The sequence below is a fragment of the Luteimonas sp. WGS1318 genome, from assembly GCF_043187535.1.
Lineage (GTDB): Bacteria > Pseudomonadota > Gammaproteobacteria > Xanthomonadales > Xanthomonadaceae > Luteimonas.
Genome location: NZ_CP171131.1, coordinates 2478541 through 2501900 on the forward strand (window position 1 = coordinate 2478541; position 23360 = coordinate 2501900).

Consider the following 23360-nt stretch of genomic DNA (forward strand, 5'->3'; position numbering starts at 1 on the left):
GATGCCCGCCATGACCGCTTCGACCCTGCGCGACCTCGAACACCACTCGGCCTTCGTCGAGCGCCACATCGGCCCGAACGACGCCGAGATCGCCCACATGCTCGACGTGGTCGGCCACGATTCGCTCGATGCGATGACCGACGCGATCGTGCCCGGCAGCATTGCCTCGCGCAGCCCGCTCGCCTTGCCCGACGCGATGACCGAAGTCGACGCGCTGGCGAAGATCCGCGGCGTGGCGAAGCGCAACACCGTGCTGCGCAGCGTGATCGGCCAGGGCTACTACGGCACGCACACCCCGAACGTCATCCTGCGCAACATTCTCGAGAACCCGGCCTGGTACACGGCCTACACACCCTACCAGGCGGAGATCTCGCAGGGCCGCATGGAAGCGCTGATCAACTTCCAGACCATGGTCACCGACCTGACCGGCATGGACATCGCCAACGCCTCGCTGCTCGACGAGGCGACCGCCGCGGCCGAGGCGATGACGCTGGCCAAGCGTTCGGCAAAATCCAAGTCCAACGTGTTCTTCGTCGCCGACGACGTGCACCCGCAGACGCTCGACGTGCTGCGCACGCGCGCCGACGGCCTCGGCATCGAGCTGCTGATCGGCCCCGCTGGCGATGCGAAAGACGCCGACACCTACGGCGTGCTGCTGCAGTACCCGAACACCTTCGGCCGCATCGACGACCATGCCGCCGTCGCCGAAGCCGTGCACGCGCGCGGCGGCGTCGTCGCGGTGGCGACCGACCTGCTGGCGCTGACCCTGATCCAGGCGCCGGGCCAGTGGGGCGCCGACATCGTCGTCGGCAACTCGCAGCGCTTCGGCGTGCCGTTCGGCTTCGGCGGCCCGCACGCCGGCTTCATGGCCTGCCGCGATGCCTACAAGCGCTCGATGCCGGGCCGCCTGATCGGCGTGTCGGTCGACGCGGCCGGCAACCAGGCCTATCGCCTGACGCTGCAGACCCGCGAGCAGCACATCCGCCGCGAGAAGGCGACGTCGAACATCTGCACCGCGCAGGTGCTGCTGGCGGTAATGGCGTCGATGTACGCCGTCTACCACGGCCCCGACGGCCTGACCCGCATCGCCCGCCGCACGCACCGCTTCGCATCGATCCTCGCCGCCGCGCTCGGCAAGGCCGGCGTGTCGGTCGGCGACGCGTTCTTCGACACCCTGCACGTGACCGGCGTCGACGCCGATGCGCTGCATGGCACGTCGCGCGATGCGGGCTTCAATCTGCGCGCGATCGATGCCTCGTCGGTCGGCATCAGCCTCGACGAGACCACGACCCGCGATGAAGTGATTGCGCTGGCGAAGCTGTTCGGCGCGGACGCCGACATCGAGGCGCTGGACGCCGCGACCGCCGATGCACTGCCGAGGGCGCTCGCGCGCGACACGCAGTTCATGACCCACCCGGTGTTCAACACCCACCACAGCGAACACGAACTGCTGCGCTACATGCGCACCCTGGCCGATCGCGACCTGGCGATGGACCGCACGATGATCCCGTTGGGCTCGTGCACGATGAAGCTCAACGCGACCGCCGAGATGATCCCGGTCACCTGGCCCGAGTTCGCCAACATCCATCCGCTGGCGCCGGCCGACCAGACCGCGGGCTACACCGAGCTGATCGACGGCCTCGAAGCGATGCTGGTCGAGATCACCGGCTACGATGCGGTGAGCTTCCAGCCCAACTCCGGCGCGCAGGGCGAGTTCGCCGGCCTGCTCGCGATCCGCGCCTACCAGCAGGCGCAGGGCCAGGGCCATCGCGACATCTGCCTGATCCCGGAATCCGCGCACGGCACCAATCCGGCGTCGGCGCAGATGGTCGGCATGACCGTGGTCGTGACCCGCTGCGACAAGGACGGCAACGTCGATATCGACGACATCCGCGCCAAGGCCGAGAAGTATTCGGATCGCCTGGCCGCGCTGATGATCACCTACCCCTCCACGCACGGCGTGTTCGAAGAAGACGTCGTCGCGATCTGCGACATCGTCCACCAGCACGGCGGTCAGGTGTACACCGATGGCGCCAACATGAACGCCCTCGTCGGCGTGGCCAAGCCCGGCAAGTGGGGCTCGGACGTCAGCCATCTGAACCTGCACAAGACCTTCTGCATCCCGCACGGCGGCGGCGGCCCGGGTGTCGGACCGTGCGCGGTGAAGTCGCACCTGGCGCCCTACCTGCCGCGCGCGCTCGGCGGCGACGGCGCGGTCGGCATGGTCTCGGCGGCGACGTTCGGTTCGGCCTCGATCCTGCCGATCAGCTGGATGTACATCGCGATGATGGGCGCCGACGGCCTGCGCCGCGCCACCCAGGTCGCGCTGCTCAACGCCAACTACGTGGCCAGGCGTCTGGCGCCGCACTACCCGACGCTCTACACCGGCCGCAACGATCTCGTCGCGCACGAGTGCATCCTCGACCTGCGCCCGATCAAGGACGCCACCGGCATCAGCGCCGAGGACGTGGCCAAGCGGCTGATCGATTTCGGCTTCCATGCGCCGACGCTGAGCTTCCCGGTCTCGGGCACGCTGATGGTGGAACCGACCGAAAGCGAATCGCTGCACGAACTCGACCGTTTCATCGACGCGATGATCCAGATCCGCGACGAGATCCGCGCGATCGAGGACGGCCGTCTGGATCGCGATGACAACCCGCTCAAGCACGCGCCGCACACCGCGATGCAGGTCACCGCCAGCGAGTGGACCCACGCCTACCCGCGCGAACTGGCCGCATTCCCGCTGGCGACGCTGCGTCACACCAAGTACTGGCCGCCGGTCGCCCGCGTCGACAACGTACACGGCGACAAGAACGTGTTCTGCAGCTGCATTCCGGTCGGTTCGGCCGAGGATGAGCCTGAGGCCTTCAGCGAGCCGGACGTCGTCTGAGCCTGCGCCGCCGGCGTTCGCGTAACGCCGGTGGCGACGGAATTCCGGCGCGTCAGCTTTGGACGCGCTGCTGCGACCGGGACGCGGGTGGGCGACCTTGCCCGCGCCTGTTCAGGATGAGTGCCCTGCCAGCGCAGGGCGCCAGCCGCTGAATGCTGGCACGTGGCTTGCTTCATCGGGGGCTCCCTTCTGAAGCCCTGCACCCATGCTCGTCGGCAGCTACAACGTCATCCTGGTCGCGGTGTCGTATCTCATCGCGGCGTTCGCGTCCTATGTCGCGCTCGACATGGCCGGCCGGATCACCGCGAGTCGCGGCGCCGTCGCGCACGGCTGGCTGGCGGGCGGCGCGGTCGCGATGGGCTTCGGCATCTGGTCGATGCACTTCGTCGGCATGCTGGCCTTCAAGCTGCCGATTCCGCAGGGCTACGATCTCGCGATCACCCTCTACTCGCTGCTGATCGCGATCTGCAGCTCGGCGTACGCGCTGAACCTGGCTTCCGGCGAGCGTCTGCCGGCCGCACGGCTGGCCGTGGGCGCGCTGATCCTCGGCAGCGGCATCGCCGCGATGCACTACGTCGGCATGGCCGCGATGCAGATGCAGCCGGGCATCGATTACCACATGGGCTGGCTGCTGCTGTCGGTGGTCATCGCCGTGGCCGCGGCCGGCGCGGCGCTGTGGATCGCGTTCGCGCTGCGCAGTGAAGGACGCGGCGTGCCTTACGCCCGCCTGCTCGCGGCCGCCGTGATGGGCATTGCCGTAGTCGGCATGCATTACACCGGCATGGCCGCTGCGCGCTTTCCCGAAGGCAGCATCTGCGGCGCGGCGATTGCCGGCGGCATTTCGTCCACGTGGCTCGCGAGCCTGGTCGGCGCGACCACGTTCGCCATCCTCGGCCTGGCGATGGTGACCTCGATCCTCGACCGCCGCCTGCAGGAGCGGACCGCGCAACTGGGCGAATCGCTGCAGAAGGCGAACCAGGAGCTGACCTACCTCGCCCTGCACGACACCCTGACCAAGCTGCCGAACCGCCTGTTGCTGCGCGACCGGATGGAGAACGCGATCCGGCGTGCGGTGCGTCACGGGCGTCGGTTCGCGGTGCTGTTCGTCGACCTCGACGGCTTCAAGGCCATCAACGACGTCTACGGTCACGCCACCGGCGACCGCCTGCTGCTGCAGATCGCGCGGCGCCTGTCCGAAGCGCTGGACGGCGAGGCCGACGACACCCTGGCACGGCTGGGCGGCGACGAATTCGTGGTGCTGATGGAGATCGCCGAGCCCGACGACGCCGCCTCGCTGGCCGAGCGCATCATGGAATCGGTCGCGCAACCGGTCGCGCTCGACCGCATCGAACTGCACGTCACCACCAGCATCGGCATCGCCATCTTCGGGCCAGACGGCACCAGCGAGCGCGAGCTGCTGGCCAATGCGGATGCGGCGATGTACTCGGCCAAGGACCAGGGGCGCAACGCCTACTGTTTCTTCGAGCCGTCGATGAACCAGGGCGCACACCAGCAGCTGGCGATGATCCAGGACCTGCGCCGGGCGTTGTCGCTCGACCAGTTCTCGCTGCACTACCAGCCCAAGATGATCGCGCCTGCCGGTCCGCTCGAAGGCGTCGAGGCCCTGCTGCGCTGGCACCACCCGGAACACGGCACGGTGATGCCGGACCGCTTCATCCCGCTGGCCGAGAAAACCGGCCTGATCATCGAGATCGGGCGCTGGGTGATCAACGAAGCCTGCCGCCAGCTGATGGCCTGGCGCGAGGCCGGCCACACGGTGCCCTCGGTATCGGTGAACCTGTCGCCGACCCAGTTCCGCTCGCCGGGGTTGCCGGCCAAGATCGAGGATGCGCTGGCCCGTTACGGCGTGCCGCCGTCGTCGCTGGTGCTGGAGATCACCGAGTCCACCGCGATGCACGACCCCGACACCAGCCTGGCGATCCTGCAGCGCCTGTCGTCGCTCGGCGTGCGCATTTCCATCGACGATTTCGGCACTGGGTATTCGAGCCTGCTGTACCTCAAGCGCCTGCCGGCCAGCGAGCTGAAGATCGACCGCGCCTTCGTGCGCGACCTGATCCCCGGCGGCGAGGATGCCGCGATCGTCTCGGCGATCATCGCGCTCGGCCGCACGCTGAACCTCTCGGTGATCGCCGAGGGCGTGGAGACCGAATCGCAGCAGAAGCTGCTGACCGAACTGGGCTGCACCTCGCTGCAGGGCTATCACCTGGGCCGACCGGCCGCCGCCAGTGAAGCCGCTGCACGCTTCTGACGCCGTGGTCGCCGGCGCATCGCCGCGTCAGGAGCGCGCGCGCCGCCGCTTGCGCCAGGTGACGATCTGGCCGACCACCGCCGTCGCCAGAATGCAGACGTTGGTGACGATGAACACCCAATCGCCGACCAGCGCGCTGTAGGTCACGAAGCCGGTCGAGGCCGCGATCTGGCCGAGGAACAGCCAGGACGAGACGCCGCGTGCGCTGTCGTCGCGCATCTGGGTGACGATCTGCCGCACCAGCGTCGCCAGCAGAATCGCCGACGCGCTCCAGCCCACCACCTCAGGCCCCATGCGCCACCCCGTTCACCCCGTCGATGGCAGACGGCGCCGACGCCACTGCACGCAGGCGGGCCTCGAGCGTGAGCAGGTAATCGGCGAATCCGCCCTGCGCACGTGCGCTGCGCCGTGCGCTGGTGAGCACCACGGGCGCCGCAGGCCGCGCGATCCGGGCGCCGATCGCTTCGAGGTCGCGGACCAGCGCGACATCCTCGTGCGCCGACAGCGGCCGGAAGCCGCCGCACCCGAGATAAGCCGCCGTCGCCACGCCGAGATTGGCGCCGTGGACGTGCGGATGACCGTCGCGCAGGGCGTGCGCGCGCGCGTGGGCGTGCTGCACGTCGGGCGCGAAATCGAGCCAGTCGACCACCGCGACCATGCCGCAGAACGCATCGGCGCCGCTCCGACGCTGCGCCGACAGCCAGTCGCCGGGCACGATGGAGTCGGCATCGGTGCTGGCGAGCCAGTCGGCGCCCGTCGCAATCGCCGCGCGCATGCCGGCGGCGCGTGCGCTGCCGACGTTGCCGCCGTCGGCCACGACCACGGTCGCGCCGCAGGCCAGGGCGATCTCCGCCGTACGGTCGCTGCACCGGTCGTCCGCGACGAACACGCGCACCGGTTCCCCGCGCAGCGCCGGACACGCCGCCGCCAGACCGATCGCCGCGAGGCACTGCGCGATACTCGCCGCCTCGTCGTGCGCCGGCACGACCACGCCGATCACCGCAGCGCCTCGCGCTGGGCGACCGAGCGGTCCTGCATCGACCAGGCCTCGAGCCGAAGGTCGGCGTCCTCGTACAGGAACAGGCCGCGGCCGAACGTGCGGGCAAGCGTCGCATGCACCTGTCCGCCGCACAGCGGCGCCGCGTCGAACGCGTGCCGCCAGTGGCAGGCGACCAGCACCCCGTCCGCCGACAGCGTGTCGCGCAGGCGGCGCGCCGTCAGGTCCAGATCCCCGACATCGAAGTAGTAGCCGACCTCGCTGAAGACGACGAGGTCGAAGCGGCCGTCCGGCCATTGCGCGGGGTGCTGCATGCACTCGACGCGCACGTGCTGCAACGACGCGGTGCGCGCTTGCGCGAGTGCGACCGCGCGCGCATCGAGATCGGTGGCGAGCAGCCGCTCGCAACGCGGCGCCAGCGCGGCGGTGAGCTCGCCGTTGGAACAGCCCAGTTCCCAGGCCGTGCCCACGCGTGCCTGCGGCAGCGCGGCGAGCAGCAGCGCACGCTTGCGCGCCTCGTACCAGCGGCTGCGATAGCCGAACGGATCGTCCTCGGCGTAGATCGCCTCGAAGTACGCCGGCAGCGTGGTCGCGGATGCCGCGCTCATGGCAGCAACACCTCGAAATCACGCCCGAAGCGCGCCATCACGTGGTCCGGGAGGATCGGCGCGCCACCGTCGCGCGCGAGCTGCGATTCGAACGCCTCCAGCGCCACGCGCTTGGCCGCGCGCGCAGAGGCCGACAGCTGCCATGCGACCGCGCCCTGCATCCGCGGATCGCCCTGCTCGGGGTCAAGCCAGTGCCAGGCCCATACCGGATATTCCATGACGCGCGCACCCACCGATGACGCCGCGGCCCGCGTCGCACGGCCCGTGGCTTCGTGATCGGGATGGCCGTCGAAACGCCAGGTCACGAGGACCACATCGTCCGCGGCGAGCAGGGGCGCGAGCACCACCGCCAACTCTGTTTCACGTTCGCCGACCCGGCCATCGCCGACGTCGAGGATCGTCAGGGCCGCCGGCGCGACGCCGAGTGTCGTCAGCGCACGCTGCAGTTCGCGACGGCGCACCGCGCGCGCGCGGTCGGACGGCCACGCAGGATCATCCGCGTAGCAGGCTTCGCCATCGGTCACCGAGATCACCTCTACCGGGACGCCGAGCGCGGCGGCCTCGGCGATCAGGCCCCCACAGCCGAGGGTCTCGTCGTCCGGATGCGGCGAGACCACCACCAGTCGGGACACGCTGCGCAGCGCGTCGCGCGCGTCCCGGCGCGGCAGAGCGCCGAGCCAGGACGAGCTGCGCCACGCGGATTCGGCCTGCCCGTCGCCGCGGATGCGCGGCACGGTCTCGCCGGTCGACGTCACAGCGCCCAGCCCGTGGGCCGCGCGGCGGCCGCGATGCCGATGTCGGCCCAGTCGCGTTCGGCATGACTCTGGCGGATGAACGTCGCCAGATCGGCACACCGCGTCGCGTGGTCGTGATCGGCGCACAGTGGCCCGGGCCCGAGCGCGCGCCCGACCCGGTCGATCACGTCGGTCGCGGTGCGCTCGAGCAGCGAACGCACGCGCATCACCGCGTCCACATGCGGCGCTTGCGGTCGCGCATCGATGGCGGCGGCGGTGTCACGCAGCAGCGCGGCGGCCGCATGCAGCGCGATGTCGATCGCGCCGAGGTGGGCAGCCGCATGCGGGTTCCGCGCGACGCTGCCGTGGGTCCGAAGCGTCTCGGCGATGGCCGCGGCCGCACCGAACCAGCACGCGGCGATGCCGGCGCCGCCGTGCCAGAAACCCGGGCGTGCGAGATAGGCACCCGGCGCGCCTACCTGCACCGCACGCCCGCGTTCGAAGACCACGCGCCCGCTGTGCACCCGCGCCATGCCGACCGCATGCCAGTCGCCGTCGAGCGCCACGACACCGGGCTGCTGCATTTCCACCAGCACCAGCACGCGCTCGCCGTTCGCATGCGCGGTGACCAGGGCCGCGTCGACCAGCGCGGCACCCGAGCACCAGGCCTTCGTGCCGGATACGGTTGCCGTACCGTCGTCGCGCGCCGTGAATTCCAGCCGCGCATCGGGCGGCTCGGCGGCCCAGACGGCCAGCAGGCGCGCGTCATCCGGTGGTGACGCGCCGAGTTCGGCCAGGATCGCGCGGGCGTCGTAATGCGCCTCCATCACCTTGGCCAGGCAGACATCGGCAGCCGCGATCGCCGCGAGCAACTGCCAGCGCTCGCGCGTTGCGCCATGGCCCGGCAACGGCAGTTCGGGCCGCCGCAGGCAAGCCTGGCGCGCAGCCGCGCCGAGTGCCGCGACCGGATCGGGCGCGAAGGCGGCGGGCACGACGGGAGGCGCGGCGACTCGCGGCACAGATGCGGAAAGCGACATGGCGCGACTATGGAAAGCACCCGATGAAGGCGGTGCGAGCCGTGCGCCGCGCCGCGGTGCGGCGTCGGGCAGAAGATTCAGACCCCGGTCGCGTCCGCGGTGGCGCGTGCCGGCGGGACGCGGCGGAGCAGGCTGTCGAGCGCTTCGGGACGCCCGAGGTGGAAGCCCTGGGCCTGATCGCAGCCCTGGGCGCGCAGCCACGCCAGCTGCTCGGGCGTCTCGACGCCTTCGGCGATCACCTGCAGCCCGAGCCCGTGCCCCAGCGCGATCATGGTCCGGCAGATCGCCGCACTGCGCGGGTCGCACTCCACGTCGCGCACGAATGCCCGGTCGATCTTCAGGTGGTCGATCGGCAGATCGCGCAGATAGGCCATGCTGGAGAAGCCCGTCCCGAAGTCGTCGATCGACAGGCAGAGCCCCTCCTCGCGCAACTGCATCATCAGCGCGCGCGCTGCGTCCGGGGTGCGCAGCAACACGCTCTCGGTCAGCTCGAGATGCAGCGCACTGCGCGGCAAGCCATGCGTCGCGCGCAACGTGCGCATCGTCTCGTGGGTGATGCCGGCATCGAACTGCAGCGCCGAGACATTCACCGCGACCGCGATGTCGGCCCGCCCGGCCTCCGCGAAGCGTCGCCACGCGCGCGCGGCCTCCTCCAGCACCCAGGCCCCGATCGGCACGATGAGGCCGGATTCCTCGGCCAGCGGGATGAAGTCGGCCGGCGAGACGGTCGTGCCGTCACCCTGCGGCCAGCGGATCAGGGCCTCCACCGCGACCACGCGCGCATCCGCCAGCCGGTGGATGGGCTGGTAGACCAGCTCGAACCCGCCGTCTTCGACCGCGTCGCGCAGGCGTCGCACCAGGGCGAGCCGCTCGGCCGCCTGCGCCGACAGGCCGGGATCGTAGGCGATCACACGGGCGCGCTCCCGACGCGCGCGCAGTGCGGCCAGCGCCGCGTGTGCGACCACCGCCTCGGCGGTGCCCGCCTTGCAACTGCCGCGAGCCACACCGATCCAGGCTTCCAGCGCGAACGTGGCGCCGTCGACCTGGACCGGTGTGTCGATGGCCGCGGTGAGCGCCTGCACCATGGCATCGAGCTGCTGCGGATCCAGCGCGACGACGACGAACGTCTCCGCCGGCGCATAGGCGGCATGACCGAACTGCGCCGCGACCCGTGAGATGCGCGCGGCAGCCTCGCGCAGCACCATTTCGCTGGCCTGCCGGCCCAGCGTGGGCGCGATCAATTCGAGATCGCGCAGCGACACACACGCAACCGCGAATTCGGCGTCTGCGTCCCCTCCGCACTCGGCGCCGAGCAGCTCGGACAGAGCGGGCAAGGTCAGCATGCCGGTGGTGGGGTCATGGCTCGCACGCCACGCGAGATCACGTTCGTAGGCCAGGCGTGCACCGACGTCCTCGGCGAGCATCAGGCGCGCAGGACGCTGCTGCAGTTCGATGTCGCGCGCATGCACGCGCACCTCGATCCGCCGCCCATCCTGCGCGAGCACCGTCCACAGGCGCTCGCGGCGCCCGACACAATGAGCGGCGAGATCGGGTGTTTCCGCACGGGCTGGCGCGGGCACCAGGTCAGTGACCGCGAGCGCGAGAAACGCGTCCCGGGAATAGCCGTAGGCCTCGAGCGCGGCCTCGTTGACGGCGAGCATGCGCAGCGACCCGGTGTCGTACACCCACGATGGCAAGGGGTTGCGTTCGAAGAGCTGGCGGAACTGGGATTCGGCGCGCTCGATGCGCGCCTGGGCGTCGCGTTCGTTGGTGATGTCGCTGACGGTGCCGGTCATCGCGGCTTGCGCGCCCGTGCCGACCGCCGCCCCCTGGGCCTTGAGCCAGCGCACCCGTCCGTCGGTAAGGATCACGCGGTACTCGTGAAGCAGCGTGCCGCCCTGTTCCTGCGCCGCGGAGAACGTCGCGCGCGCCAGATCCGCGTCATCCGGGTGCATACGTTCGAAGAACGCATCGAGTTCTATGCGTCCGTCACAGGCTTCGAGCGCGTAGAGCGCCGCGAGTTCCGGTGATGCGCGCACTTCGCTGTGGCCGCGCTCGATGCGCCACACGCCCGTGCCCGAGGCCAGCTGCGCCTGCTGCAGCCATTCGCCCTGGGTTGCGATCTCCTCCAGCATCGCGTCGCGCGCACGTTCGTCGGCGCGGAGCCGGCGCACCACGAACGCGAACACGGTCCAGTAGACCGCAGACAGCACCAGCGCGCAGATCACGAAGACCCACCACGGGCGCATCGCCTCGCGCACGCCGATCCCGCTGCTGACCACGAGCGGATAGCCGCTTGTGGCAGTGAAGGTCGCGGTGCGCTCGATCTGGTCGAGCGGGCTCACTACCGTGACGCTGAAGCGCCTGCGGGCATCCAGCCCTTCGGGAAATACGACCTGCCGGCCGACGTGGGCGCCGGTGCGGCCGTAACGGGTGATCACGGTGCCGTCAGCGTCGTAGATCGCGACGCTGCCGTCGACGCCCGTGTCGAGCCCGTCGATGATGTTGGCGAACTCCTGCACCCGGAACCGGGCAACGACCGCGCCTCCTTCCGGCGATGTGATCGCGAGAGGTAACTGCCAATCGCCACTGTCATCAGAGAGGAGCGGACCGATGCGCAGCGACGATGACGCCGCGCCCTTGGCGAGCCAGGTCGGAGGCCCCGGCGCAGCGTCTTCACCACCCGCGGGCGGGTAGTAATCGATACGCGCCAGTTCCTCGTGTCGCGACGTGACCCCTGCCAGTGACTTCGCACGGCGGCGTACGGCCACCTCGCGCGGTAGGTCCGCATCGGCGTCGATATCGGCCAGGATGCCGCGCAGGGCACGTTCGATATTGCGCAGTTCAACCTGCAGCAAGCGGTCGACACCTGTGGCCAGCGCTAGGCTCTGCCGCTCGGCCGCGGCGAGCCGGGCCTGACGATCCAGGCCGACCAGCACCGCCAGCCCGGCGGTGATGACGAGACCCAGGCCGATGCCCACGCGTCGCATCGCGCGTGCCGACGCCAGGCGGCGCTGCCTCCATTGACGTGCCAGCTGTCTGCCCATCCTAGGCCCCCTTCGAACACCCGCTCACCCTCGCGCATCGCCCGGGCGTGAACCGTGAAGAACCGGTGCGCACCACACCCTGCAGCGGTCCTCGCGTGCACTACGCCGCGTGGTGCATGGCCATCGCCGTGCGGGATTCGACGACCGCCGTCCGCCTAGTTCACGCCCCATGGCCGTTCCCCGGTCCAGGGTGGCTCGACACATGTCCGAGGATAGGCCCATGACATCCAAGAATGAACCCCGATCGGCGACCAATCCCGACCAGCCCCGCCAGGCCGACCACGTGGCCGAACAGGACCGCATCAGCTCGCGCGGCGCGGATTACGCCAAGGACGACAACGCCTCGGCCGAAGGCAATGACGCGGCGCTGATCGCGGGCCCGGCCTTTGTGCGCCGCGTGAATCCCGATGGCACTGTGCAGGCGGTGCCGGCGTCCAGTGACGATCCGGCAGCCCCCTCCGGCGAGGCCGATGCAGACGCCGATCCAGACACCAGAGGCCCGAACTGACGCGATCGCGCCGCGCTGTCGCGCGTCACGAGGCCGTCGACATCCGGCGCGCCGATCGTGTTCCGACGCCGCACGCCCGACCCGTCCTGCACGAATTCCACTGCATCCGCATGAAACCGGAACGATGCGTTCACGGCATCCACCCGAGGATCGCGGATTCGCCAGCCCGCATGCCCCCGCATGCACTGCCCGCCCCAGGAGCGCTCCCCCATGTCATCACGTCCCCGTTCCACGCCGCCCAAGCCCGCCACGCGTGGCAAGGCGGCCGCCAATTCCCCGTCCGGCACCGGCGCATCCGGCGACCTGCCGCGCGGCGACGGCGACGAAGTCCAGCAGCAGGCAGGTGACGGGCATCCCGTCCTGACCACCGCGCAGGGCATTCCGGTCGCCGACAACCAGAACTCGCTGCGCGCGACGCCGCGCGGGCCGACCCTTCTGGAAGACTTCATCCTGCGCGAGAAGATCACCCACTTCGATCACGAGCGCATTCCCGAGCGCATCGTGCATGCGCGCGGCTCCGCGGCGCACGGCTACTTCGAGCTGACGGATTCGCTGGCCGACTACACGACCGCGAAAATCCTCACCGAAGTCGGCGAAAAGACGCCCGTGTTCACCCGTTTCTCCACCGTCGCCGGCGGTGCGGGCTCGGTCGATACGCCGCGCGACGTGCGCGGTTTTTCGGTCAAGTTCTACACCAAGCAGGGCAACTGGGATCTGGTGGGCAACAACATCCCGGTGTTCTTCATCCAGGACGCGCTGAAGTTTCCCGATCTGATCCACGCGGTGAAGATGGAACCCGATCGCGGCTTTCCCCAAGCCGCCAGCGCGCACGACACCTTCTGGGATTTCGTGTCGCTGATGCCCGAGAGCATGCACATGATCATGTGGGCGATGAGCGACCGCACGATTCCGCGCTCGCTGCGCACGATGGAAGGCTTCGGCGTGCACAGCTTCCGCCTGCTCGATGCAGAGGGCCGCAGCACGTTCGTGAAGTTCCACTGGCGGCCGAAGCTCGGCATCCAGTCGACGGTGTGGGACGAGGCGCTGAAGCTGCAGCACGCCGACAACGACTTCCATCGCCGTGACCTGTTCGAGGCGATCCAGGCCGGTGATTTTCCCGAGTGGGAACTGGGCGTGCAGTTGTTCACCGAAGAGGAAGCCGACGCGTTTCCATTCGACCACCTCGACGCGACCAAGCTGATCCCCGAGGAACTGGTGCCGCTGCGCATCGTCGGACGCATGGTGCTCGACCGCTGGCCGGACAATTTCTTCGCCGAGACCGAACAGGTGGCCTATTGCCCGGCGAATATCGTGCCCGGCATCGACTTCAGCAACGATCCGCTGCTGCAGGGCCGGCTGTTCTCCTATCTCGACACCCAGCTCAGCCGCCTCGGCGGTCCGAATTTCCACCAGCTTCCGATCAATGCGCCGAAGTGCCCGTTCGCCAATCATCAGCGCGACGGCCACATGCAGATGGCCGTGCCCAAGGGCCGGGTCGCGTACGAGCCGAGTTCGCTTGAGGCCGACAGCCCGCGCGCGAGTCGCGAACAGGGCTATCGCAGCCACGCCACGGCGCCCGACGATGGCGTCAAGGGGCGCGTACGGGCCGAGAGTTTTGCCGACCACTACTCGCAAGCGCGCCTGTTCTTCCGCAGCCAGTCGAAGCCCGAGCAGGCCCACATGGCCTCGGCCCTGGTGTTCGAGCTGTCGAAGGTCGAGACCGTCTACATCCGCGAGGCCGTGGTCGGTCAGCTGCGCCACGTCGACGAATCGCTGGCACAGCGCGTCGCCGACGGCCTCGGCCTCGACGCATTGCCCGATGCACCCGATACCCGGATCGCACCGCAGGACATGCCGCTGTCGCCGGCGCTTCGCATCATCGACCGGATGAAGCCGACGCTGCAGGGCCGCGCGATCGGCATCCTGTTCCACGACGGGTCCGACGCGAAGACGATCCAGAGCCTGCGCAAGGCGGCCGAAGCGGCCGGTGCCACGGTGAAGCTGGTGGCGCCCAAGGTCGGCGGTGCCACGCTGTCGGATGGCAAGAAGCAGGCGGCGGACGGCCAGCTCGCCGGTACGCCGTCGCTGGTATTCGATGCGGTGGCGATCGTGCTGTCGGCCGATGCCGGCAAGCAGTTGGCGAAAGAGGCCGCGGCGGTCGATTTCGCCCGCGATGCCTGGGGCCATCTGAAGGCGATCGCGGCCGATGCCGGTGGTCAGGCGCTGTTGAAGGCCGGCGCGGTGGGCAAGGATGCCGGCACCGTGGACGCAGTGGACACGAAGGGCTTCATCGAAGCGGCGAAGACCCGCCAGTGGAGCCGCGAGCCGAAGCTGCGCATGCTGGCCTGACTCCGGCAACACCGGCGGCGGCACGTTGCCGTCGCCGGTCCGCTGCGTGTCGCCATCGGCGCACAGCGGCATGCCACGGCTCCCGGCGTCCCAGAGTGCGTCCGGTCGCTGTCGTCGCCTCCTCAACGTTTACCCGACATGTCGAGGCGCGGCCCGTGCATCACGGGGCGCCATCGAAGTGCCGTCGAAGGCGCTGGTTCGCGAGCCGGTGCCGGTCTTGTCGATCCCGAACGCGTCGCGCTGCCGACGCCGCTTCCGAGCCATCGACTGTCAGCTCGCCTCCCGTCCAGGGTCGAGCCCCTATAGCGCATGACGTCTGCCTCTGATCGCGTTGCCGTGCTGCGCACCTCCGCCGGCCCGTTTGCCGTGGCAGCGGGCCTGGCTATTGGTATGCGCCTGTCCACACCGCGTGCGACACGCGTTCAACAGGGCACGAATTGCCCGATCGGGCACACCCCTCCATGCAGCGCCCTGCGCATTCTGCCGCGCGCCCCACGCGCGCATGTCGAGCAAGGCCGACGGCGATCTTCTAGAATCCACGCGCCCCCGCCCCTCGGAGTTCCGCCATGACCGCACCCCTCGCCTACCGCCGCGTCCTGCTCAAACTGTCCGGCGAAGCGTTGATGGGGGACGAGGACTACGGTATCGATCCGAAGGTCATCGGTCGCCTCGCCGACGAGGTGATCGAGGCGCAGAAGGCCGGGGCCGAGGTCGGCCTGGTCATCGGCGGCGGCAACATCTTCCGCGGCGCCGGCCTGGCCGCCGCCGGCATGGACCGCGTGACCGGCGACCAGATGGGCATGCTGGCGACGGTCATCAACGCCCTCGCGATGCAGGACGCGCTGGAGAAGCGCGGCGCGCGCGCGCGGGTGATGAGCGCGATCAAGATCAACGATGTCTGCGAGGACTACATCCGCCGGCGCGCGATCCGGCACCTCGAGAAGGGTCGCATCGCGATCTTCGCCGCCGGTGTCGGCAGCCCGTTCTTCACCACCGACTCGGGCGCGGCGCTGCGTGGCATCGAGATCGGCGCCGACCTCTTGCTCAAGGCGACCAAGGTCGACGGCGTCTACGACGCCGATCCGAAGAAGGTGCCCGACGCCAAGCGTTACGAGCGTCTGACCTACGACGAGGTGCTGAGCCAGGGCCTGGAAGTCATGGACACGGCGGCGTTCGCGCTGGCCCGCGATTCCGATCTGCCGCTGCGGATCTTCGACATGAGCCAGCCCGGCGTGCTGCTGCGCATCCTGCGCGGAGAGGCCATCGGCACGCTGGTCCAGGGCCGCAACTGAGGTCGTACGCGCGGCGTCGATGCCGCGCTGCAGCGCAGACCCCGGCCCCGTCACCGGCCGGGGCCGCTTATAATCGGCCGATTCTGCACACGGACCGGGCCCGATCATGCTCAACGACATCAAGAAAGACACCCAGACGCGCATGGCCAAGAGCGTCGAGGCGCTCAAGCACACGCTGGTCAAGGTGCGCACCGGGCGCGCGTCCACCGCCCTGGTGGAACACCTGAAGGTCAACTACTACGGCTCCGACATGCCGCTGAGCCAGGTCGCCAGCGTCGCCGTCAGCGATGCGCGTTCGCTGACGATCACGCCGTGGGAAAAGCAGATGGTCGGTGCGGTCGAGAAGGCGATCCTCGCCTCCGATCTCGGTCTGACCCCGAACACCGCCGGCACCACGATCCGCCTGAACCTGCCCGCGCTCACCGAAGAGCGCCGCCGCGAGCTGTCCAAGGTCGTCCACGGCGAAGGCGAGGATTCGAAGGTCGCGATCCGCAACATCCGTCGCGACGCCAACCAGCAGATCAAGGAACTCCTCAAGGAAAAGCTCATTTCCGAGGACGACGAGCGCCGCACCGAGGACGAGATCCAGAAGATCACCGACGCCGCGATCAAGGACGTCGACGACGTGGTCAAGGCCAAGGAACAGGAACTGATGGCGGTCTGATGGGCGCCGGGATTCGGGACTGGGAATTCGGGATCGTGCGCGAGCCGGAGCAAGAGAACCACGCCATTGACTGATGCCGCCCACCCGCAGGATTCCGCCCTTGCGAATCCCGAATCCCGACTCCCGGGTCCCCGGCATGTGCCCAGGCACGTGGCGATCATCATGGACGGCAACGGCCGCTGGGCGGCGCGGCGGCGACGGCCACGGGTGATCGGCCATCGCGCCGGCGCCCGCACCGTCAACCTGTGCATCGATTTCTGCCTCGAACGCGGCATCGACGCGCTGACCCTGTTCGCGTTTTCAAGCGAGAACTGGGGCCGGCCGGAGGACGAGGTCGGGGCGTTGATGAAGCTGTTTCTCGGTGCGCTCGATCGCGAGGTCGGTGAGCTGCACCGGCGCGGCGTGCGCCTGCGCTTCATCGGCGAGCGCGAGCGGTTCGGCGACAGGCTGCGGCAGCGCATGGCGGCGGCCGAGGCGCTGACCGCCGGCAATACTGCGTTGACGCTCAACGTCGCGGCCAGCTATGGCGGACGTCAGGACATCACGACCGCCGCGCGCGCACTCGCTGCCGATGTCGCGGCCGGCCGGCTGCGGGTCGAGGACATCGACGAGGCCGCCCTCGGCGCGCGCGTCGCCCTGGCCGATCTGCCGGAGCCGGATCTCTTCATCCGCACTGGCGGAGATCTGCGGATCAGCAATTTCCTGCTGTGGCAGCTGGCCTACACCGAATTGTGGTTCACCGACACGCTGTGGCCCGAGCTGGGCGTCGAGGAACTGGAACGCGCCCTGGCGGTCTATGCGTCGCGCGAGCGCCGTTTCGGACTCACCAGTGCGCAGATCGCGGCCGGCGACGGTCCACCCCTGGAGACCACCGCATGACGCGCACCCGCATCCTCGCCGCACTGCTGATGGCCCCGACCGCGATCGCGGCGGTGCTGCTGCTCAACACCCCGTGGATGGCCGCCGTCTCGGCCATCGTGTTCCTGGCCGCGCTGTGGGAATGGCTGCGGCTGTCGGGCATCGACGACACCCTGGCGCGCACCGCGCTGCTGGTGCTGAATCTGCTGCTGATGGTCGCGATCGTCTGGGCCTCGGCCACCGGTGGCGGCTCGCTGGTGCTGCTGAAGATGCTCGCGATGATCGGCGTCGTCTGGTGGCTCGCGGCCACGCTGTGGCTGCGCCGCTACACCTTCGCCGCCGCACACGATGCGCGCTCGCGCGTCATCAAGTTGCTGGCCGGCACGCTGGCGGTGATTCCGGCCTGGGCCGCGCTGTGCGTGATCCACGCCAACGAGGACGGCGCCTTCGGCAACCGCTGGCTGCTGCTGGCGCTGGCGATCGTCTGGGCCACCGACACCGGCGCGTATTTCGCCGGGCGCCGGTTCGGCCGACGCAAGCTCGCACCGCGGATCAGTCCGAACAAGACCGTCGAAGGCCTGATCGGGGGCATGGTGGCGGGCGTGGTGGTGGCCGTGGCGTTCGCGCCGCTGGCAGGCGCCAGCGTCGCGCAGCTGCCTCTGGTGGCCCTGGTCGCGTTGTTGACGGTGCTCGCGTCGGTCGTCGGCGACCTGTTCGAAAGCCTGCTCAAGCGCCACGCGGGCGCCAAGGACTCCGGCACACTGATCCCCGGCCACGGCGGCGTGCTCGACCGGATCGACAGCGTGCTCGCCGCACTGCCGGTCTTCGCGTTCGGCCAGATCTGGTTCGGCTTCTGAGCACCGCCATGCCCGCAGTCCGCGTCTACGACGCCCCCATCGCGCGGCCGGGCCCGGCCGCATGATCCGCACCGTCGCCGTTCTGGGCGCGACCGGCTCGATCGGGACGTCCGCGCTCGACGTGATCGCGCGCCATCCTGAGCGCATGCGCGCCAGCGTGCTGGCCGCCGGCCGCAACACCGACGCGCTGGTCGCGCTGTGCATCGCGCATCGGCCCGACCATGCGGTCATCGCCGATCCGGACGCCCTGCCCCGGCTGCGCGACGGCCTGCGCGCCGCCGGCCTGGCGACGGTCGCGCATGCCGGCATGGACGCACTGGACACGCTGGCCGCGGACGCGGCCACCTGCGACACCGTGGTCGCCGCGATCGTCGGCGCCGCCGGCCTGGATTCGACGCTGGCCGCGCTGCGCGCCGGCAAACGCGTGCTGCTGGCCAACAAGGAATCGCTGGTGCTGGCCGGCGCGCTGATGATGCAGGCCGCCCGCGAGGCCGGCGCGACCATCGTGCCGATCGACAGCGAGCACAACGCGATCCACCAGTGCCTGCCCCCCGATGGCGACTGCCGTGGGGTCGCGCGCATCGTGCTGACGGCCTCGGGCGGCCCGTTCCGCGGCCGCAGCCGGGGCCAGCTGGCCGACGTGACGCCTGCCGAGGCGGTCGCCCATCCCAAGTGGTCGATGGGGCCGAAGATCTCGGTCGACTCGGCCACGCTGATGAACAAGGGGCTCGAACTGATCGAGGCCCACCACCTGTTCGCGATGCCGTCCGACCGCCTGGACGTGCTGGTCCACCCGCAGAGCCTGGTGCACTCCCTCGTGGAGTTCATCGACGGTTCCACCCTCGCCCAGCTGGGATTGCCCGACATGCGCACCGCGCTGGCGGTCGGCCTCGGCAGCCCTGGGCGCATCGCCTCCGGCGTTGCCGGCCTGGACCTGCTGCAGCACGGCCGGCTCGATTTCGAGGCGCCGGACACCGACGCATTTCCCTGTCTGGCCCTCGCCCGCGCGGCATTGGTGGCCGGAGGCACCGCGCCGGCGGTCCTGAACGCGGCCAACGAAGTGGCCGTTTCAGCCTTTCTTCAGGGACACCTCCGTTTTCTAGCCATCCCTGCGCTGGTCGAGCACGTGCTCGCCACGCTCCCTGCCACCTCCGCCGATTCGCTGGACGTGCTGCGCGATGCCGATGCGCAGGCGCGACGCATCGCCGGACAGGCGATCGACTCCGGAACGGTGGGCTGAGCGTGCGCGATGTCTGATTTCTTCGGCTCGGTCTGGTGGCTGATCGTCAGCCTGGGCGTGCTCGTGACCTTCCACGAGTTTGGCCACTACTGGGTGGCACGCCGCTGCGGGGTCCGGGTGCTGCGGTTTTCGGTCGGCTTCGGCCGCCCGCTGTGGTCGCGGCGCGGCCGGGACGGCACCGTCTACCAGGTCGCGATGATCCCGCTCGGCGGCTACGTCAAGATGCTCGACGAGCGCGAAGGCCCCGTACCGCCGGCCGACGCCGCGCAGGCGTTCAACCGCGCCTCGGTGTGGAAGCGCATCGCGATCGTCGCGGCCGGGCCGATCGCCAATCTCGTGCTGTGCGTGGCCCTGCTGTGGGCGATGTTCGTCATCGGCCGCCCGGACTATGCGCCGGTGATCGGCCAGGCGACCGGCATCGCCGAGAGCTCCGGCCTGCAATCGGGCGATCTCGTCACCGCTGTCGGTGACCGGGCCACCCCGACCTGGAACGAAGTCCAGCTCGCCCTGTTGCCGGCAGCGCTGGACCATCGCGATGTGCGCGTCGACGTGGTCGATGCGCAATCGCGGCAGGCGGTCCGCGACCTGCGGCTGTCGCAGCTGCCCGACGATTTCGACCAGCGCCGGATCGCCCAGGCGATCGGCGTGCTGCCGCGCCATTTCCTGCTGCCGCCAGTGATCGGCCGGGTCGAGCCCGACAGTGCCGCCTGGGGCGTGCTGGCCGAGGGCGACCGGGTCACGGCCGTCGACGGCCGCCCGGTCCGCGCCTTCGACGACATCGGCCCGCTGGTCCAGGTGCTGGGCGATCAGGGCGGTCCGGCGATGATCGAGGTCGAGCGCACAGGCGAGCGCCTGGCACTCGAGATCACGCCCCGGCAGGTTGAACGCCCGGACGGCAGCGGCCCCTACTGGGCGCTCGGCATCGCGCCGCCGCGCAATATCCCGCTGCCGGCCAAGGACGCGATGCAGCGTCACGGCCCGGTCGAGGCGCTGCCGGTCGCGGTGCGCGAGGTCGGGCATCTGACGGGACAACTGGTGGGCATGATCGGCCGGGCGTTCACCGGTCGCGTCGCGATCGAGAACACCGTCGCCGGCCCGATCACGATCGCGCGGGCCGCCAATACCTACGCCCAGCAGGGCGCCGCCTGGTACCTGACGATCCTCGCCCTGCTGTCGCTGAGCCTGGCGATCCTGAACCTCCTCCCCATTCCGCTGCTGGATGGGGGACACCTGTTGTATTACCTTATCGAGTTGGTCAAAGGCAGCCCCGTGAGTGAGCGCGCGATGGCAGCCGGGCAATACGTGGGACTGGCGCTGCTGGCCAGCCTGATGGGCCTGGCGTTCTACAACGACATCCTGCAACTGGTGCGCTAGGCCTGCTACCGACCCGGATTCCCGCGCCGCACCGCGCCGGAACCCCTTCCCCTGACGGATCCAAAGAATGACGCGACTCCCCGACCGCCGACTGCTCGCCCTTGCCCTCGCCACGGCGATCACTGCTCCGGCCTGGGCCCAGACGGCGGCCAACGCGCCTACGGATGCGCCCGCGCTGGCGCCGCTTGCACCGCCCACCGCCAGCACGTTCACCGTCAGCGACATCCGTGTCGACGGGCTGCAGCGCATCGGCGCCGGCACGGTGTTCACCTACCTGCCGGTGGAACGCGGCGACACGGTCAACCCGACCCGCATTTCCGACGCGGTCCGCGCGCTTTACCGCACCGGCTTCTTCGAGGACATCCAGGTCGCGCGCCAGGGCGACATCCTGGTGTTCACGGTCACCGAGCGTCCGGCGATCAACCGCCTGACCCTGACCGGCAACAAGGACATCAAGACCGAGGACCTGACCCGCGGCCTCAACGACATCGGCCTGTCCGAAGGCGAGACCTTCGACCGCCTCGACCTCGACCGCGTGACCCAGGAACTGGTGCGCCAGTACAACAACCGCGGCAAGTACAACGTGCGCATCACGCCGACGGTGTCGCGTCTCGACCGCAACCGCGTCGACATCGCGATCAACATCGAGGAAGGCAAGGCGGCCAAGATCCGCCACATCAACATCATCGGCAACGAGATCTACGATCTCGACACGCTGACCGACAGCTGGGAATCGGGCGAGTCCAACTGGCTCAGCTGGTACCGCCGCGACGACCAGTATTCGCGCGAGAAGCTCGAAGGCGACCGCGAGAAGCTGCACAACTTCTACCTCGACCGCGGTTACATCGATTTCAGCGAAGACAGCATCCAGGTCGCGATCAGCCCCGACAAGGCCGACATGTTCATCACCGCCGGCATCACTGAAGGCGAGATCTACAAGGTGTCGGACGTGCAGATCACCGGTAATACGGTGCTGCCCGAAGATGAGATCCGCACCCGCGTCTTCGTGCAGAAGGACCAGGTGTTCTCGCGTGCGCTGCTCGAGCTGAGTTCGGACGCGATCGTCGCGACCCTCGGCAACATCGGCTACGCCTTCGCCCAGGTCAATCCGATCCCGGAGATCGACCGCGAGAACCGCACCGTCGCGATCAACCTGCAGGTGGTCCCCGGGCCGCGCGTGCAGGTGCGCCGCGTCCAGTTCAAGGGCAACAGCCGCACGTCGGACGAAGTGATGCGCCGCGAGATGCGCCAGTTCGAGGGCAGCTGGTATTCGCAGGCCGCGGTCGACCGGTCCAAGGTCCGCCTGCAGCGCCTGGGCTACTTCGAGTCGGGCAGCGTCAACGTCGAGACCCAGCCGGTCCCGGGCAGCAACGACGAAGTCGACGTGGTGTTCAACGTCACCGAGACCACGTCCGGCAGCTTCACCTTCGGCCTGGGCTACTCGCAGCTCGCCGGCGTGACCACGTCGGTGCAGTTGTCGCAGAACAACTTCCTCGGCAGCGGCAACCGCGTCTCGGTGGAAGCGCAGCGCAACGTCTACCTGCAGCGCTACTCGTTCTCGTTCATGAACCCGTACTTCACCGACGGTGGCATGTCGCTGGGCTACAACCTGTGGTGGCGCGAGTTCGACAACTCCGAGTTCAATACCGCGCAGTACTCGTCGACCAGCGCCGCCGGCCAGACGATCCTCGGCATTCCGCTGACCGAGAACGACTCGATCTCACTGCTGTTCGGCGTCGATCGCAACCAGATCTTCGCGTTCGAAAACTCCTCACCTGAATCGATCGTCGACTACATCGACGCGTTCGGCTCGCGCACCTTCCACGCTTGGCGCAGCGAGCTGGCCTGGGCCCGTGACACGCGCAACGACTTCCTGCAGCCGACCCGCGGCATGATGCAGCGCGTCTCGCTCGAGGCTACCCTGCCCGGCTCGACCGCCGAGTACTACAAGCTCAACTACGAGATCTCCAAGTACTGGCCGATCAACCGTCACCTGGTGCTCAATACGCGCGCCGAACTCGGTTACGGCGACAGCTACGGCAGTGACGTCGTGCGCAACCTGTGCTTCACCGCGCCGACGCTCGTCGACACCACCGGCGACGGCCTCATCGATACTTCCATCCCCGGCCCGGCACCGAGCGACCCGTGCGAGACGGCCTCGGCCGACTACGTCCGCACCGTGACCGCGACCGGCCTGCCGTTCTTCGAGAACTTCTACGCCGGTGGTCCGCGCTCGGTGCGCGGCTTCCGAGACAACACCCTGGGCCCGCGCGAAACCGCATTGGGCAGCAGCTTCCTGCAGGCGATCGGCGGATCGGTGAAGACCATCGGTTCGGTCGAGATGTTCTTCCCGCAGCTGATCAAGTCGCCGGCCGCCCGCATTTCGGCCTTCGTCGACTTCGGCAACGTCTACAAGGACGTCGACAGCTGGGACGCGAAGGAACTGCGTGCCTCGGCCGGCGTGGCGCTGATGTGGCGTGCACCGGTCGGTCCGATCTCGATCAGCTACGCCTACCCGCTGCGCCAGCAGAAGGAAGTCCGCGGCGGCGCAGGCGACCTGATCCGGCAGGCCGACGAGGTCGAGCGCCTGCAGTTCACCTTCGGCGGCGCGTTCTGATCGCCGCCGCGAGGTGACC

At 69.4% G+C, this 23360-nt stretch carries 17 protein-coding genes; 11 read left to right on the top strand and 6 right to left on the bottom strand.

Annotated elements, in window-relative coordinates; translation table 11 throughout:
* Window position 1: 1 nt before the first annotated feature.
* Window positions 2–2890, top strand: coding sequence for an aminomethyl-transferring glycine dehydrogenase (gcvP, locus tag ACF3M1_RS11395; protein ID WP_394000729.1), 2889 nt, complete (start codon window positions 2–4; stop codon window positions 2888–2890).
* A 205-nt stretch (window positions 2891–3095) separates the two neighbouring features.
* Entirely contained in the window at window positions 3096–5159 is a 2064-nt protein-coding gene (locus tag ACF3M1_RS11400; protein WP_394000731.1) for a putative bifunctional diguanylate cyclase/phosphodiesterase, read from the top strand.
* A 27-nt stretch (window positions 5160–5186) separates the two neighbouring features.
* Here ACF3M1_RS11400 and ACF3M1_RS11405 read toward each other — a convergent pair whose 3' ends face one another.
* From ACF3M1_RS11405 to ACF3M1_RS11430, 6 genes are all read right to left on the bottom strand, one after another.
* Window positions 5187–5453 (bottom strand): hypothetical protein, encoded by a 267-nt coding sequence (locus ACF3M1_RS11405; RefSeq protein ID WP_394000732.1) that lies wholly within the window; start codon window positions 5451–5453, stop codon window positions 5187–5189.
* Complete coding sequence (locus tag ACF3M1_RS11410) at window positions 5443–6159, bottom strand: glycosyltransferase (protein WP_394000734.1); 717 nt, start codon at window positions 6157–6159, stop codon at window positions 5443–5445. Before ACF3M1_RS11410 ends, ACF3M1_RS11405 begins: the two co-directional genes overlap by 11 nt.
* Complete coding sequence (locus tag ACF3M1_RS11415) at window positions 6156–6764, bottom strand: class I SAM-dependent methyltransferase (RefSeq protein ID WP_394000736.1); 609 nt, start codon at window positions 6762–6764, stop codon at window positions 6156–6158. Before ACF3M1_RS11415 ends, ACF3M1_RS11410 begins: the two co-directional genes overlap by 4 nt.
* On the bottom strand, window positions 6761–7519 hold the full coding sequence (locus tag ACF3M1_RS11420; protein WP_394000738.1) for a PIG-L deacetylase family protein: 759 nt from the start codon (window positions 7517–7519) through the stop codon (window positions 6761–6763). The genes ACF3M1_RS11415 and ACF3M1_RS11420 overlap by 4 nt, the downstream gene beginning before the upstream one ends.
* Complete coding sequence (locus ACF3M1_RS11425; RefSeq protein ID WP_394000740.1) at window positions 7516–8490, bottom strand: acyl-CoA dehydrogenase; 975 nt, start codon at window positions 8488–8490, stop codon at window positions 7516–7518. The genes ACF3M1_RS11420 and ACF3M1_RS11425 overlap by 4 nt, the downstream gene beginning before the upstream one ends.
* A 122-nt stretch (window positions 8491–8612) precedes the next feature.
* Entirely contained in the window at window positions 8613–11525 is a 2913-nt protein-coding gene (locus ACF3M1_RS11430; protein ID WP_394000742.1) for an EAL domain-containing protein, read from the bottom strand.
* A 277-nt stretch (window positions 11526–11802) separates the two neighbouring features.
* Between ACF3M1_RS11430 and ACF3M1_RS11435 the strand changes: the two genes are divergently transcribed.
* The 9 genes from ACF3M1_RS11435 to bamA all read left to right on the top strand — a co-directional run bounded on the left by ACF3M1_RS11435 (window position 11803) and on the right by bamA (window position 23341).
* Window positions 11803–12090: a hypothetical protein gene (locus ACF3M1_RS11435; protein WP_394000744.1), complete on the top strand. Its 288-nt coding sequence runs from the start codon at window positions 11803–11805 to the stop codon at window positions 12088–12090.
* 210 nt (window positions 12091–12300) lie between these two features.
* On the top strand, window positions 12301–14439 hold the full coding sequence (locus ACF3M1_RS11440) for a catalase (protein WP_394000745.1): 2139 nt from the start codon (window positions 12301–12303) through the stop codon (window positions 14437–14439).
* A 566-nt stretch (window positions 14440–15005) separates the two neighbouring features.
* Complete coding sequence (pyrH, locus tag ACF3M1_RS11445) at window positions 15006–15731, top strand: UMP kinase (RefSeq protein ID WP_394000747.1); 726 nt, start codon at window positions 15006–15008, stop codon at window positions 15729–15731.
* A gap of 106 nt (window positions 15732–15837) precedes the next feature.
* Window positions 15838–16395, top strand: a complete 558-nt coding sequence (gene frr, locus ACF3M1_RS11450) for a ribosome recycling factor (RefSeq protein ID WP_394000749.1) — start codon at window positions 15838–15840, stop codon at window positions 16393–16395.
* 162 nt (window positions 16396–16557) lie between these two features.
* A complete protein-coding gene (uppS, locus tag ACF3M1_RS11455; protein ID WP_394005251.1) occupies window positions 16558–17274 on the top strand; it encodes a polyprenyl diphosphate synthase in 717 nt (238 codons plus the stop codon).
* Window positions 17271–18110 (top strand): phosphatidate cytidylyltransferase, encoded by an 840-nt coding sequence (locus ACF3M1_RS11460; RefSeq protein WP_394000751.1) that lies wholly within the window; start codon window positions 17271–17273, stop codon window positions 18108–18110. Before uppS ends, ACF3M1_RS11460 begins: the two co-directional genes overlap by 4 nt.
* Before the next feature lie 61 nt (window positions 18111–18171).
* Window positions 18172–19350 (top strand): 1-deoxy-D-xylulose-5-phosphate reductoisomerase, encoded by a 1179-nt coding sequence (gene dxr, locus ACF3M1_RS11465; RefSeq protein ID WP_394000753.1) that lies wholly within the window; start codon window positions 18172–18174, stop codon window positions 19348–19350.
* Between the two features lie 9 nt (window positions 19351–19359).
* Window positions 19360–20724: an RIP metalloprotease RseP gene (gene rseP, locus ACF3M1_RS11470; RefSeq protein WP_394000755.1), complete on the top strand. Its 1365-nt coding sequence runs from the start codon at window positions 19360–19362 to the stop codon at window positions 20722–20724.
* Between the two features lie 67 nt (window positions 20725–20791).
* On the top strand, window positions 20792–23341 hold the full coding sequence (gene bamA, locus ACF3M1_RS11475) for an outer membrane protein assembly factor BamA (RefSeq protein ID WP_394000757.1): 2550 nt from the start codon (window positions 20792–20794) through the stop codon (window positions 23339–23341).
* Window positions 23342–23360: the final 19 nt, after the last annotated feature.

Coding starts and splice junctions, on each gene's coding strand:
- ACF3M1_RS11460 (WP_394000751.1), top strand. CDS start 17,271: ATGACGCGCACCCGCATCCTCGCCGCACTGCTGATGGCCCCGACCGCG.
- ACF3M1_RS11430 (WP_394000742.1), bottom strand. CDS start 11,525: ATGCGACGCGTGGGCATCGGCCTGGGTCTCGTCATCACCGCCGGGCTG.
- ACF3M1_RS11435 (WP_394000744.1), top strand. CDS start 11,803: ATGACATCCAAGAATGAACCCCGATCGGCGACCAATCCCGACCAGCCC.
- ACF3M1_RS11405 (WP_394000732.1), bottom strand. CDS start 5,453: ATGGGGCCTGAGGTGGTGGGCTGGAGCGCGTCGGCGATTCTGCTGGCG.
- ACF3M1_RS11415 (WP_394000736.1), bottom strand. CDS start 6,764: ATGAGCGCGGCATCCGCGACCACGCTGCCGGCGTACTTCGAGGCGATC.
- ACF3M1_RS11440 (WP_394000745.1), top strand. CDS start 12,301: ATGTCATCACGTCCCCGTTCCACGCCGCCCAAGCCCGCCACGCGTGGC.
- rseP (WP_394000755.1), top strand. CDS start 19,360: ATGTCTGATTTCTTCGGCTCGGTCTGGTGGCTGATCGTCAGCCTGGGC.
- uppS (WP_394005251.1), top strand. CDS start 16,558: ATGGACGGCAACGGCCGCTGGGCGGCGCGGCGGCGACGGCCACGGGTG.
- pyrH (WP_394000747.1), top strand. CDS start 15,006: ATGACCGCACCCCTCGCCTACCGCCGCGTCCTGCTCAAACTGTCCGGC.
- ACF3M1_RS11400 (WP_394000731.1), top strand. CDS start 3,096: ATGCTCGTCGGCAGCTACAACGTCATCCTGGTCGCGGTGTCGTATCTC.
- frr (WP_394000749.1), top strand. CDS start 15,838: ATGCTCAACGACATCAAGAAAGACACCCAGACGCGCATGGCCAAGAGC.
- bamA (WP_394000757.1), top strand. CDS start 20,792: ATGACGCGACTCCCCGACCGCCGACTGCTCGCCCTTGCCCTCGCCACG.
- dxr (WP_394000753.1), top strand. CDS start 18,172: ATGATCCGCACCGTCGCCGTTCTGGGCGCGACCGGCTCGATCGGGACG.
- gcvP (WP_394000729.1), top strand. CDS start 2: ATGCCCGCCATGACCGCTTCGACCCTGCGCGACCTCGAACACCACTCG.